We start from the raw sequence: 12,238 nt of genomic DNA on the forward strand, positions 1-12,238 counted from the left end.
CATGAGGGGGCGCTCCTTTACGGCTGCGCTATCTGTGAGCGACCGCTAATCAGTTTGATCTTGCGGCCTGGCGGTAGCCCCTGAACAGGATCAGCGGCAGCCGCAGCAGCGTCCGCCACCCGAGCAGCTGGAGCGCCTGCCAGCAGTCTTCGGGGCGAATGAGGATGGTGGTCGCCATCGAGCCCATGACCTTGCCCTTCATGACCAGAGTGTCGTCCTTTCGCTGGATGGACTTCACTTCGACCATCTCCACGCCTTCCTTACTGAACATCTTCACGGCTGCCGCTCTCCATCACGTTGGACGTGACCGCAACCGCGCAACGCGGTCGCGGCGTTCCACGGGTCAGTTTTCGATGAGGTCGTCGAAATCCATGCCCAGGTCTTCCAGCACCACCTGTGCCGCATTGCGTCCGGACGCCGCGGTGACCCCGCCCCCCGGATGGGTGGAGGCGCCCGCCATGTACAGACCCGCCACCGGCGACTTGTACTGCCCGTAGCCCGGGGCAGGGCGGTTGCCCGCGATCTGCCAGTTGTACGAGCCGAAGTGCAGGATGTCCGCGCCGATCATCGCGTTGTTGTGGCGCTCGATATCGAGCGGGGTGAACCACGAGAAACCAATGATGTTGTCGTCACTCATGTTGGTCGTGAGCTTGCGCAGGTCGTCGAGGAATCCGTAGGCGACTTCCTTGCCGATCTCGTCCCAACGCTGCGGGCCGCCCTTCACGTTGTAGGGGCAGAAAGCGTACATGTTGAGTACGCGCTTGCCCTCGGGTGCCCGCGTCTTGTCATAGACGTCCTGCATTACGTAGGCGACGAAGTCGCGGCGCGGGATGCCGTATTCGAGATCGGAGAAGGCGCGTGCGAACTCCTCCCAGTCGGAGTGCGAACGCTCGACCCAGAAGAAATCGTCCACCGCCGGACCGACCTTGTACTGCGGCGCCTCGTGCAGCGCGAGGTGCAGGTTGAAGGGCTGGAAGCTGTTGCGTTTCAGGCCCCGAATCCGCGGCTCGAATCCTTCCGGCAGATTTGCGCCCGGCACCATGTGCGGGAACACCTGTTGCACGTGCATCGTCGAGATGACGCCTTTCTTCGCCACGATCTCCTCGCCCGATTCGAGCACGACGCCCGTCACCTTGCTGCCATCCATGCGCATCTGCTTGACGGGCGCATTGACGCGTACTGCGCCGCCATGCGATTCGAAGCACTCCCGCAGCTTGTCCGCGAAGGCACCCGAGCCGCCGACCGGAATGCCGACGCCGTAACGGTGCATGAAGGGCAGAATGATGTAGAAGCCGAATCCCGTGCCGTTGTTGAACGGGTTCATCATGGCTTCCGAGGCATAGCGGGCCAGCGCGATGCGCACCTTGGGGTGCTCGAACCATTCGCAGATGAAGTCCCATGCGCTCATCGACTGGGTTCGCATCAGCGATTGCCCGACCACGCTCTGCTCCATCATCACGGCTTGGGCCCCCGCGTTCGGGGGCGCGTGGAACATGCCCATCACCATCATGTCGAGGTTCTGGAAAACCTCCTTGTTGAAGCGCCGGTAGGCCTCCGCGTCCTTCTGCGAGAATTTTGCGATCGCCTGGGCAGTCTGTTCGAGATCGGTGTAGAACTCGAGCGTAGTCCCGTCGTCGTAGAAGATCGCAGTCATCTTGTCGGGATTGATGTACTTCAGCCCGAACTTCGATTTCAGCTGCAGTTCGTCGTTGCGCAGCAATGGGTTGGCCTGCAGCAGGGTGTGTGCGACGGAGCAGACGTCATGCTTGAAGCCCGGCACTGTCAGCTCGCGCGTCATGACGCCGCCGCCGACCTTGTCGTTCTTCTCGACGACGCATACCTTCAGTCCCGCCTTCGCCAGGTAGCACGCGGCCACCAGACCGTTGTGGCCGCCACCGGCGACCACGATGTCGTATTGTTCGCTCATGGATTTCTCCCGTTATCGGTTCCGGCGTCGGGCGTGAGGGCGCCCGCCGCGCTATCGCGGATAGCGCGGGATGTCTTCCTCTCATGCTGCGGGCGCCGTGAAGCGTCCCCCGGATCAGAGTGCGGTTTCGGCGTCCGCCTGTTTGAACATCGCGTTGATGTCGCCCGAAGTGACCGGCTTGCCGGCTTCCCGCTTCGGTGCCGCGCCCCCCATGCCTTGCGTGGGCGAGGTGTCGATGCCCTTGGCGCGAGCCTGCGCGCGCAGCGCGCCGACGGTGCAGTTCTCGCGGCCGAGGATCGCGAACGGGTCGTAGCTGTATTCGCGCATCACGTTCCGGTGAGTGACCTTGGCGATGGTCTCGTCGGGGAGGTGCCTGAAGCTCTCCCACACCACTTCCGGAGAATTCGGCCAGGTGCAATCGGAATGCGGGTAGTCGCATTCCCAGCCAACCATGTCTTCACCGATGTGCTTCAGGTTCTGCAGTCCGAAGTCGTCCTCGATGAAACACGTGATGATGTGCTCCTTGAAGATGTCGCTCGGCTTCTTGCCGCCGAAGCTGGCATTCGTCCAGGCCTTGTGATGCCGGTGGGTGAAATCCGCGCGCTCGAGCAGGTAGGGAATCCACCCGATGCCGCCCTCGGAAAGCGCCATCTTCAGCGTCGGGTACTTCCTCCACATCGGCGCCCAGATCCAGTCGGCCGCCGAGTTCGCGATCGAGATCGGCATCGAAGTGATCCACGCGTCGATCGGCGACAGGTCGGAGGCGTGCTCGGCCTTGACGCCGGTGCCGATGTGGCAGTTGATGACCACCGCGTTGTCCGCGCAGGCCTTCCACACCGGGTCCCAGTACGAATCGTGGATCGACGGGAAACCATGCAGGGCGGGGTTGTCGGAGAAGGAGATCGCATGCACCCCGTCTTTCGCCATACGGTTGATTTCGGCGGCGGCCGCCTGTGGATCCCACCAGGGAATCAGCGCCATCGGGATGAAGCGACCCGGGGCGGCGTTGCACCAGTCGTGCAGGTGCCAGTCGTTGTAGGCCTGGATGGCGGCGAGCGATACGTCGCGCGCTTCCTCGTAGTGCTGGAAGCGCTGGCCCGCGAAACCGGGGAAGGTCGGGAAGCACAGCGAGCCGAGCACGCCATTGGCGTTCATGTCGTCGACGCGCGCCTGGACGTCCCAGGTGCCGCGCCTCATGTGTTCGTAACCGAGCGGTTCCATGCCGTACTCTTCCTTGGGACGGCCGACGACCGAGTTGAGGCCCATGTAGCCGGTGGCCCGTCCTTCGAAAACCCACACATCGCGGCCCTTATGCTTCTCGATGTGAGGCTCGCGCCCTTTGAAGCGGGCCGGCATGTGGCGCGCAAAGGCGTTCGGGGGTTCGATGGCGTGGTCGTCGATGCTGACGAGGATGAGATCTTCAAGTTTCATGGCGTGTTGTCTCCTATCCCGCCCTGGCATGCCGCGCACGTGGCCGAGCGGCATGCAGGCGGTGTGTTTGTGGTAGTGGCCGTCGTCACGCGTCTAAAGGATCACGCCCAGATTGGGGGTGCCGATGACGACCTGGTCGAGCAGGATCTCGCGGCGCGCGAGTTTCAGCGCGCCATTCTCGCGGCGCAGAATGTCGTGGCGGACGCAGGGGATCAGGTCGAAGTAGTCGAAATCGAAGCGGCTGCGTGTGAGGAGCAGATAGCTCTCGACCTTCAGGTCATCGCTGTCGTCGATTCGGTAGACGCGTACGTTCGTGACCAGACGCTTGATGCGCGATGGCGGATCCTCGCCCCAGGCGCTTTTGGTGTCGGTAATGCGCTTGACCCGCATGAGCATCGATCCGTAATTCTCGTGCAGGTGCTGGACGTTGCGCGAATAGGTCTGGTCGAACTGGGACGTCGAACGTGTGTGGCGCAGGGGCGCGTTGTATTCGAGGTCCTTGGTGAGCAGTTCTGCCCATTCGCCGAGGCGCAGGTTGTCGAGCATTTCGGCTTCGTCATAGAGGAAGTCGAGCACCTCGTTGTAGGTATCGCTGCCGGAGGGAATACGGTTCGCCTTGATCGAGGGCGGCAGCGGAGTCGGTTCGAGCAGTTGCTGAAGCATGGAGGTCTCCTGAAATAGGGGTAGGTAGTCGTGCTGTGATCAGTTCTCGGCAGTCATCAGTTCGTACCAGTATTCCCACCAGCGCCACTGGGTGTCGTCCTTCGTGAAGCCGTCGCCGACATCGCCGGGGCCCGGCCAGCCTTCGAGCCGGTTGTTCTCGTACATCGATTGATACTTCATCGTGATGTGCTTGCTAACGGCACCCTTCGCAGCGAGCGTCTGGTGCGGCCAGGTGTCCGAATCGTCCTGCTCGACCATGCCCGAGGTGCCCAGGAGTTGGACGCCGAGGCGCAGCATCTTGGCCTTCAGTTCCGGCGGAGTGTCCTTCTCGGCCAGGATCCAGTTCACGAATTCGAGCTTGTCCGGCCCCTTCGGGACATACGCGTGCAGCGCCATGACCCCGATCACGCCATCGGGCGAGGGGATGTAGACGAACTCGAACAGCCCGTTGGGAAAGAAGTTGCCCACCTGGGGCGGACGCCAGGCCATGACGCGTAGCTGGTCATCACTGAAGCGACGGAGCACTTCCGGCAGCATCTCGGGCGTGATGCCCGGCGGGGGCAGCGCCTCGAGTTTCTCCTTGATCGACAACTCGCTCGGGTCCTTCCCCGTCAGGCGTCGGATCTTGCGGTCCAACTCGATGCATCGCATGGTGTGTGCGTGCGCCGTGTAGACCTCGGTGCCGTACATCTCCGGCGTCAGGTCGCCACCACCACCTTCGCTGCCTGGCTTGCGATAGGGGCCCACTTCCGACAACCAGCGGTGCAAGGTCAGCACATGGAATCCGTCCGACGCCGACTGCTCGCAGGCGGTCTTCCAGTTCGCACGGATGGTGAAACGCTGCGGGGGGCCGAGCACTTCCATGCCCTTTTCAGTGCGGCACCAGAGCGTGTCGAAATACCATTTCGCGTCCCCGAGGAAGTCCTCGAAGCTGGGGCCCTCGATGTTCCACGTCGCAAAGACCAAGCCGCCATAGATCGCGACGCGCGCCTTCTTCAAGCCGAGTTCCTGCTTGGTCATCATCTTCCCGTGCATGCATTCCTTCTCGACCGGCGCACCGATGAAGTCGCCGTTCGGCTTGAATGCCCAGCCGTGGTAGATACAGACGTGAGTCATCGTATTACCCACGTCATGGGTCGAGATTTTCATGCCTCGATGGGGGCATACGTTGAGTGAGACGTACACCTCGCCGTCCGACCCGCGTGCCATCAGCACGGAATCCGATCCCATGTCGCGGACGACGAAATCGCCCTTGTTCGGGATTTCGGTTTCGTGCCCCAGGAATACCCAAGTCTTGGCGAAGATGCGCTCCATCTCGAGCTCGAACAGTTCGGGATCGGAAAGCGCCCGCATCTTGACTTCGCGGGTTTCGAGGTTGATCAGGTCGGAAAGCAGGGTGCCGTCCGAGAGTTTGGGGTTTGATTTTCTGTCCATGTGTTCCTCCTCCTTGAAGGTCGTCCGTTCGTCTGCGCTTAAAAACTGAACACAAACACAAAAGATGTATAATTTAAGCGCAGTATCCTACCGTTGATCACGGTTAGATTTGATCTATGTCAACAAAACGGGCGGTGGTGCCTCGACTAAACGCGACATGCGCAGGCTTGCGTGGCTTTGGTGAAAGTGAACACTTTTACCTGAAAGTGGATCAATTCCGTCCCTGCGAGGCAAATTCAAGACGTGGCAGGAGAGCTGAATGGATTTCGGAATCAATGGACGTCGGGCGATCGTGTGCGCCTCCTCGCGAGGACTTGGAAAAGCCTGTGCCTTGGAGTTGGCGCGGGAAGGCTGTGCGGTCTTCCTCAACGGACGTGACGAAGAGCGCCTGACCTTGGCGGCGGACGAGATCGCGCGGGAGACCGGAGTGAGGCCCGCAACCGTCGTTGCCGATCTCGATACCGAGCGAGGGCGGCAGCTTCTGCTCGCCGCATGCGATGAACCGGACATCCTGGTCACCAATAACGGCGGGCCCGCGCCCGGCAGAATCGAGGATTGGGATCACGCAGCGTGGCTGGGCGCCATCGAGGCCAACATGCTGTCCGGGATACTCCTCATCCAGGCCGTCGTGGGGGGAATGCGGAAGCGCAAGTTCGGGCGCATCGTCAATATCACCTCCGCGATGGTGAAATCACCGCAGCTCCCGCTCGGGCTTTCGACTGCCGCGCGCGCCGGATTGACGGCCTTCTCCAAGGCGCTATCGCGAGCCGTCGCGCGCGACAATGTCACGATCAACAACCTGCTGCCGGAGCGGATCGAAACCGACCGACTGCGCTACATGATCGAACAGCAGGCGACTAGAGCCGGGTGCAGCTTCGAGGAGGCCCGGAATGACATGCTCAAGCCTGTCGCCGCAGGCAGATTCGGCCGCCCCGAGGAGTTCGCCGCCGCATGTGCGTTTCTTTGTTCAATGCAGGCTTCCTACATAACAGGACAGAACTTGCAGGTGGACGGCGGAAGCTACAGCGGGCTCATATAAGCGCGCTCACCCGTTGCAACTCGCGGCGTCCGGCCGCCTTACAGAATTCAACCTCCGTCGGAGCAATTCATGATCACGCGAATGGACCACTTCACGATCGTTACCGATCGCCTCGATGTGACGCGTCGCTTCTACATGGAACTGCTCGAGATGGAGGAAGGGCCGCGTCCGCCTTTTCCCGTCCCAGGCTGCTGGCTCTACATATCGCAGCAAGCCGTGCTGCACGTCATCAGTGTCAAGGAGATGCCCGAGCCGCGTCGGGGCGTTCTCGACCACATGGCATTTCGTGCCGAGGGACTGGTGCGCACGCTGGATCGCCTGGATGCGGCCGGCGTCAGCTACCGCATCATTCGCGCGCCGGGCGAACTGCGCACGTGGCAGGTCTTTTTCACGGATCCGAATGGGGTTGAAGTCGAACTCGACTTCGACCCCTCCGAGAGCGGTCCCGATGATTTGGCTCTCCGGAGAAGGGCGCTCTGAATTGTGAGGTGCTCCCCTAGAACAGGGCCACAAAGTGCGAAGCGCACCTCTCGCAGACAGGCGAACAAAGTTCTGTACCCGCCCGCAACCTCTCGAACAAGGAGGCCGCGCAGACCATTGGCGTCGGCGAAGAGAGCGTAAATTGGCGCCTAAAAAATCGGTTCGCCAAGCTTGACGCCGCGCACGGGAAGCATGTCGTGCGGCGGGCGGAGTTGCTGGGCTTGCTCGACGGGGCCGAATAGCCCGATCGAATCGCTCACGCTTCAGCGAGCGATTCGATTGCGGCCTCCGCGGGTTCCACCGCACGCAGCACCCGGTTCCCCGCACCGGGCAGGACGCGCAGCCGCGGCCCGGCAATCGTCCGGTAGGCCCGACTCTTCACCGTGCTGATGAAATGCCACTCCGCCAGACACTGGAAGCGAGTAGCGGTGACGACCATGAAGCCACGGTGCCCGGTCTCAGCGAACTTCAGCGAGTCGATCATGCGGACCAGGCCGCTCGCCAGCTGCTCGCCGGGGCGGTAATATTCCAGACCCGGTGACGACACCGACGCGGTCGCGAACTCCACGCCGACGGGTGTTCCATTTGTGTCCGCGAGATTGCTTGCCCATGCATTGTGCGTGTCCCCGGCGAACACCACGAGGTTCTTATCGAGATCGCGTGCCATGCCGAGCACGGTCTCGCGGGCCGCGGGGTAACCGTCCCACGCATCGAGGTTGTTGGGCAGACGGGATCGGGCCAGTTGTTCGCGCTCAACGCTGTTCAATGCGGTCGGCGTGATCGCTGCCTTGTCCTGCAGTGCCAGGTATTCGCTGACGCCCAACTGGTCAAGCGCGACCGGCGCGGGCACGTCCATCCGCCCCATCAGCACCTGCTGGCCGAGCACCTGCCATTGTGCGCGGGAGCGAGCCAAGGCTTGCCCCAACCATTCGGTCTGGGCCTCGCCGATGAGTTGTCGCGTCGGGTCCTCGAGGTCCCGGGAAAAGCCCGCCTCATCGAAGCTGCCGTCACCCGCGAGGTAGTCGCCGAAGATCAGCTGCCTGTCACGCGCGACGTGCCGCGTATCGAGCATGTGCAGGCTCACGAGATCGCCGAAATCGAAGGAACGCGAAATCTTGGCGCGATCATCCGGATCGGGCGCTCGGATGGGAAGCCACTCGTGGTACGCCCGCATGGCCGCCGCGCGACGGGCGAAGAAATTGCCTTCCGTGTCGGGATCGTGGTTGTCCGCGCCTCCGTGCCAGGCGTCGTTGCATAACTCATGATCGTCCCACACGTTAATGAAGGGCAGGGCGGCATGCACCGCCTGCAGGTCCGGATCGCTGCGGTACTGCGCGTGGCGCTGGCGATAGTCTTCCAGTACGAGCAGCTCGTGCGCAGGCTCCACCTCCCGGCCGAGTGCCGCCGCGTCCTCCGAGGCGTAGCCGTCCCGCTGGTACTCGTACAGATAGTCGCCGAGGTGCACGGCGGCATGCACCCCTTCCAGCTTCGCCGCTTCGCGGTAGGCGTGGAAATACCCCGCCGGGTAGTTGGAGCAGGAGAACACGACCAGCTTCACCTGATCCACCGGTCCGACGGGCAGCGTCCGCGTGCGTCCGCTCCGGGACAATCCCGCAGCCGTTCGGAAGCGGTAGAAGTAGACCGTGTCCGGCGTCAGCTCCGCCGCATCCACCTTGACCGTGTAGTCCCGTTCCGGCCCGGTGACGAACACGCCGGCGCGGAGGATGTGGCGGAAATCTGCGTCCGCCGCCATCTCCCACGAGACCACCTGCGGCCCCGGCTGTTCGGGCGTGACGCGCGTCCAGAGAATCACCCGATCCGACAGCGGATCGCCGCTTGCCACCCCATGGCGGAACGGGGAGAACTCCCGGGCCAGCGCGGAAGGATCCGGCTGATTCGCCAGCGACTGGAAGCTCGATAGCGACAGGACGCCGGTCGCTGCCGCCGCCCCCAGTGTGAAATCCCGGATGAATTGGCGACGGCTGGGGCGAAGCATGGCGGACTCCTGGCTGCGATGCGGCCAGTGTCGCCGGCGTTCATGACGGAAAGATCACATCGGGGTTGCGGTTTGGTTGCGACGCTGGATTGCAGGTAGCCGCGACCCGACACCTTCGCGGCCAGGGGTTCGTGCATACTGCCCGCCACAAGAACTGACCTTTCCAACCCCGAGAGCGCACATGAGCAAGATCAGGATCTACCACAACCCCCGATGCGGAACCTCCCGCAATACCCTGGCACTGATCCGCGACCGCGGCATGGAACCCGAAGTGATCGAATACCTCAAGACGCCTCCGACCCAGGCGGAACTCGTCGCCCTGATCGCCAACAGCGGCCTGACAGTGCGGGAAGTGATCCGCAGCAAGGAGCCGATTTTTGTGGAACTGGGCCTTGCGGACGCGGCCAAGACCGACGATCAACTGATCGACGCGATGATCGCGCATCCGATCTTGATGAATCGGCCGATCGTCGTCACGCTGATCGGGACGCGGTTGTGCCGACCGGCGGAAATTGTGCTCGACATCCTGCCGCAGCAATAGTGGGGTCGGCGGCGACAGCGCTATCGAGGCCGCCGGCGAGTCACACCGCCAAGCATTCGCTTTAGTGCCATTCGTCGAACCAACCGCTTCACGAAAGTCTCCTTTCGTTGAACCTTCTTCTAACATGGGGTGGAGCGGGTTGAAGGTAAGCGTCGTACGCCAATGCGACGAGCCTTCCTCCGGACGTCGTCGGCTGAACCCGGACCGAAGTGCGGCGTTTCCTGTCAAAAAGCTCGCGTGAGATTTGCGTGACTTCACGAACCACCAACCTGCTGAAACCATGCATCTGCAATGGGTGCGTGGTGTAGACAATCAATAAAAACAGTAACGTAGATGTGACGGCTGGTTGTAGCTCCAGTTGTCACCAGTTCGATACCGGTAGGTCGCCCCATAAAGTCAAGGAATTACGGCACCCGCGGGGTGCCGTCTTTTCAAAAGAAGGGGAATAATGTCCGCACGGACACGGTTCGATCGCCTCCTGCCGCGCGTCCCGGAAGCGCTTGGCGGGAGAAGCGGCAACGGACGGCGGTCCAACCCGAGCGATGCTGGATTTCACCAGGGCCCAACGACGCGCAAACGCCCTATTTGCCCGAAACCCACGGGCCCGCTTGATTTCGCCGCGCTTGTCGAAACGCCCGCGGCGGCGGCTGCGCGTCGTGCCACAGGCCGCGCAGGGCCTTGCGGGCGTCCGCCGCGGCCTGTGCATACGGACCTCGGTCTGCGACGGGCTGTTCATGCGCGTAGCGCTTGTAACGCTTGGCGAACCCCGCGCGCAGTTGCACAAGGTTCGCATCGACCTGGTCGACGATGACCTTTCCGACTTGGTGACCGTAGCGGTCCGTCCTGGCGGTGACGATCGTCACTGTCTTGCCAAACAGCATGCGGGCCAAGTGTCGGCGGGAGGCATGGCCGTACGACTGTGACCTTTCGGGCGCGTCGATGCCGGAGAGGCGAATCTTGTGCTGAACCTGGCTACGCGCTCAAGCGCGAATATGACGCGGAGGGCAAGCACTTGGGGTCGCTCTGGGTCATCGACGAACCGGCGGCAGCGGTTGTCCGTGACATCTTTGCGGGCCGCGACCACGGGCAGTCGATGCACCAGATTGCGCGGGACTTGAATGCCGCGGCCGTCCCGACCTGCCACCGCGACCGCAAGAACGAAGCCGATTACTGGCGTCCTTCGCGTATCCGGGTAATCCTGTCCAACCCGGTTTACAAGGGGGAGTTCATTTGGAATGGGTCGTCTACCATCCGGGCGCAGGCGAAGAAGGAGGGGCGGTCGCTCGAGCCGATTACTTACGTTCGTCCAGAATTGCGGCTGGTGGGTGACGAGGTGTGGGCCCGTTGTAATGCCAAGATGGTGAGCCGATCCGGTCCGGCGGCATGATGCGCAGCCAGATCCCGAAATTCCGCCTGCCCGACAGCGTCATCGACGAGGAGTGTGGCTACGTCGAGCACCTGGGCTCGCTGGGCCTCGCGCCTGCCGTCATCAAGGAGATCTACGTTGCGATGGCCGAGATCGCATGCAACGGGCTCACCGCGATCATCGTCGAGCAGGACGTTTATACCGCTCAACGCGTGTCGCAGCGACTGTATTGCTTCCAGGAAGGTCGGGTGTCGCTGAAGGGTAATTCCTCTGACCTGACCCACGAGCAGATTTCCCATGCCTATTTCGGTGTTTGAACAGGGCGCGGGAAGGCAAAGCGCGCGAGCCACGCCTGAATGGCCTGGAGGTCGTTGGCGGCCGCAATCTGGGCAACCTTGCCGACGGCCCGATTGTGGCCGTGACTGCCATCCAGATCCGACGGAAGCCGAAGGCCCTCGAACGGGCTGGGAACCAAGAGGGAATCAGCCATTTTGCGCATCCTCGGAATGATCCCAGAACTCATTGTTTTCTATCCACGAACATGCCGCAAGGCTTCGACACTAGAGTCATAATGTCTGCAGCATACGAGCCGACGCAAGAGTCCTTCGTTGAGTCCCAGCGAGGCGCGAGCGGATGTATTCGATGTGTCAGCGAATACTCAGGAGAGTTTCTCGCAGCCGCACCGCTTCCTTCTCGCCGAAACCATCACGACAGAGAATCAGGTTCGGGCAATCGGTCGGAAAAAGCCGCGCATCATCGTCGAGCGCGATCCATGGGCGGTCCGGTTGGCCGCTTTCAGCCAAGTAACGCAAGACTTCTGCGTGCCGCAGCGGCGGCAACTTCGCGACCGACATTCCGTGTTCGCGCCGTCGAATCTCAGGCGTGTGACCGATGATGCGAGCGCGCAGGGCTTCAGGGACCTGGCGCCAGGCTGTCGTGTGCATGAGGAGTCGCCACGAGGACGACACGACGACATCGACGCCGGGAAAATCCTTGAGAACAGCGAGCAGCCGCGGTGTCGCGGAGAACGTTGCATCCGGTTGGCACGGCCAAGGGTGCAGCACACCGTCGAAATCCAAGAACAGGATCACCGCACCTCCGGCGAGCTAGCATCCACAAGCCGGATGAGGGCTTCCACCTTAATGGATTCGTCACTGCAGATCATCGGAATATGGGATACGAATATATCGTTACTTGCCGCACTACTTTGCTGTGACTTTGTGGCCCTTACGGGGTAAGCGGTAACTGACCGGCGTTATTCCAGGGCACGTGATCGACGTGGACAATTGCCTCCAGGGTCAACAATGGAGGGATCGTTCATGGCAGGGGTGCTCAAGCGCAAATGGCGCCGGCGCAGCCGA

General features: G+C 62.2%; 14 protein-coding genes. 5 read left to right on the top strand and 9 right to left on the bottom strand.

The annotated features are described in order from the left end of the window. Positions 1 to 49: 49 nt before the first annotated feature. From GPA27_RS17835 to GPA27_RS17855, 5 genes are all read right to left on the bottom strand, one after another. Complete coding sequence (locus tag GPA27_RS17835) at positions 50 to 271, bottom strand: hypothetical protein (RefSeq protein WP_211165073.1); 222 nt, start codon at positions 269 to 271, stop codon at positions 50 to 52. A 72-nt stretch (positions 272 to 343) separates the two neighbouring features. Next, entirely contained in the window at positions 344 to 1,927 is a 1,584-nt protein-coding gene (locus GPA27_RS17840) for a phytoene desaturase family protein (RefSeq protein WP_169141838.1), read from the bottom strand. 114 nt (positions 1,928 to 2,041) lie between these two features. Then, complete coding sequence (locus GPA27_RS17845; protein ID WP_169141839.1) at positions 2,042 to 3,358, bottom strand: amidohydrolase family protein; 1,317 nt, start codon at positions 3,356 to 3,358, stop codon at positions 2,042 to 2,044. A 93-nt stretch (positions 3,359 to 3,451) separates the two neighbouring features. After that, positions 3,452 to 4,021 carry an aromatic-ring-hydroxylating dioxygenase subunit beta gene (locus tag GPA27_RS17850; RefSeq protein WP_169141840.1) on the bottom strand — a complete coding sequence of 190 codons (570 nt, stop codon included), beginning with the start codon at positions 4,019 to 4,021 and terminating at the stop codon, positions 3,452 to 3,454. 39 nt (positions 4,022 to 4,060) lie between these two features. Next, entirely contained in the window at positions 4,061 to 5,455 is a 1,395-nt protein-coding gene (locus GPA27_RS17855; RefSeq protein WP_169141841.1) for an aromatic ring-hydroxylating dioxygenase subunit alpha, read from the bottom strand. 259 nt (positions 5,456 to 5,714) lie between these two features. Here GPA27_RS17855 and GPA27_RS17860 point away from each other — a divergent pair, with 259 nt between their 5' ends. Both GPA27_RS17860 and GPA27_RS17865 read left to right on the top strand, forming a co-directional pair. Continuing rightward, entirely contained in the window at positions 5,715 to 6,494 is a 780-nt protein-coding gene (locus GPA27_RS17860) for an SDR family oxidoreductase (protein WP_169141842.1), read from the top strand. 81 nt (positions 6,495 to 6,575) lie between these two features. Next, positions 6,576 to 6,974 (top strand): VOC family protein, encoded by a 399-nt coding sequence (locus GPA27_RS17865; protein WP_246261208.1) that lies wholly within the window; start codon positions 6,576 to 6,578, stop codon positions 6,972 to 6,974. 256 nt (positions 6,975 to 7,230) lie between these two features. Here GPA27_RS17865 and GPA27_RS17870 read toward each other — a convergent pair whose 3' ends face one another. Next, positions 7,231 to 8,970: an alkaline phosphatase D family protein gene (locus GPA27_RS17870; RefSeq protein WP_169141844.1), complete on the bottom strand. Its 1,740-nt coding sequence runs from the start codon at positions 8,968 to 8,970 to the stop codon at positions 7,231 to 7,233. 181 nt (positions 8,971 to 9,151) lie between these two features. On the opposite strand from GPA27_RS17870, the gene arsC reads away from it, so the two are divergent. Next, positions 9,152 to 9,511, top strand: a complete 360-nt coding sequence (gene arsC, locus GPA27_RS17875) for an arsenate reductase (glutaredoxin) (protein WP_169141845.1) — start codon at positions 9,152 to 9,154, stop codon at positions 9,509 to 9,511. A 581-nt stretch (positions 9,512 to 10,092) separates the two neighbouring features. On the opposite strand, the gene GPA27_RS17880 is transcribed toward arsC, so the two are convergent. Further along, positions 10,093 to 10,467: a thermonuclease family protein gene (locus GPA27_RS17880; protein ID WP_169141851.1), complete on the bottom strand. Its 375-nt coding sequence runs from the start codon at positions 10,465 to 10,467 to the stop codon at positions 10,093 to 10,095. A gap of 56 nt (positions 10,468 to 10,523) precedes the next feature. On the opposite strand from GPA27_RS17880, the gene GPA27_RS17885 reads away from it, so the two are divergent. Together GPA27_RS17885 and GPA27_RS17890 are read left to right on the top strand one after the other, a co-directional pair. Then, positions 10,524 to 10,898 carry a recombinase family protein gene (locus GPA27_RS17885; RefSeq protein ID WP_169141846.1) on the top strand — a complete coding sequence of 125 codons (375 nt, stop codon included), beginning with the start codon at positions 10,524 to 10,526 and terminating at the stop codon, positions 10,896 to 10,898. Further along, complete coding sequence (locus GPA27_RS17890) at positions 10,895 to 11,194, top strand: ATP-binding cassette domain-containing protein (RefSeq protein WP_169141847.1); 300 nt, start codon at positions 10,895 to 10,897, stop codon at positions 11,192 to 11,194. The genes GPA27_RS17885 and GPA27_RS17890 overlap by 4 nt, the downstream gene beginning before the upstream one ends. On the opposite strand, the gene GPA27_RS17895 is transcribed toward GPA27_RS17890, so the two are convergent. Both GPA27_RS17895 and GPA27_RS17900 read right to left on the bottom strand, forming a co-directional pair. Continuing rightward, positions 11,179 to 11,367 (bottom strand): hypothetical protein, encoded by a 189-nt coding sequence (locus GPA27_RS17895; RefSeq protein ID WP_246261210.1) that lies wholly within the window; start codon positions 11,365 to 11,367, stop codon positions 11,179 to 11,181. The genes GPA27_RS17890 and GPA27_RS17895 overlap by 16 nt on opposite strands. A gap of 157 nt (positions 11,368 to 11,524) precedes the next feature. Next, positions 11,525 to 11,968 carry an HAD domain-containing protein gene (locus GPA27_RS17900; protein WP_169141848.1) on the bottom strand — a complete coding sequence of 148 codons (444 nt, stop codon included), beginning with the start codon at positions 11,966 to 11,968 and terminating at the stop codon, positions 11,525 to 11,527. Between the last annotated feature and the right edge of the window lie 270 nt (positions 11,969 to 12,238).

This window comes from Aromatoleum toluolicum, assembly GCF_012911005.2.
Taxonomy (GTDB): domain Bacteria; phylum Pseudomonadota; class Gammaproteobacteria; order Burkholderiales; family Rhodocyclaceae; genus Aromatoleum; species Aromatoleum toluolicum.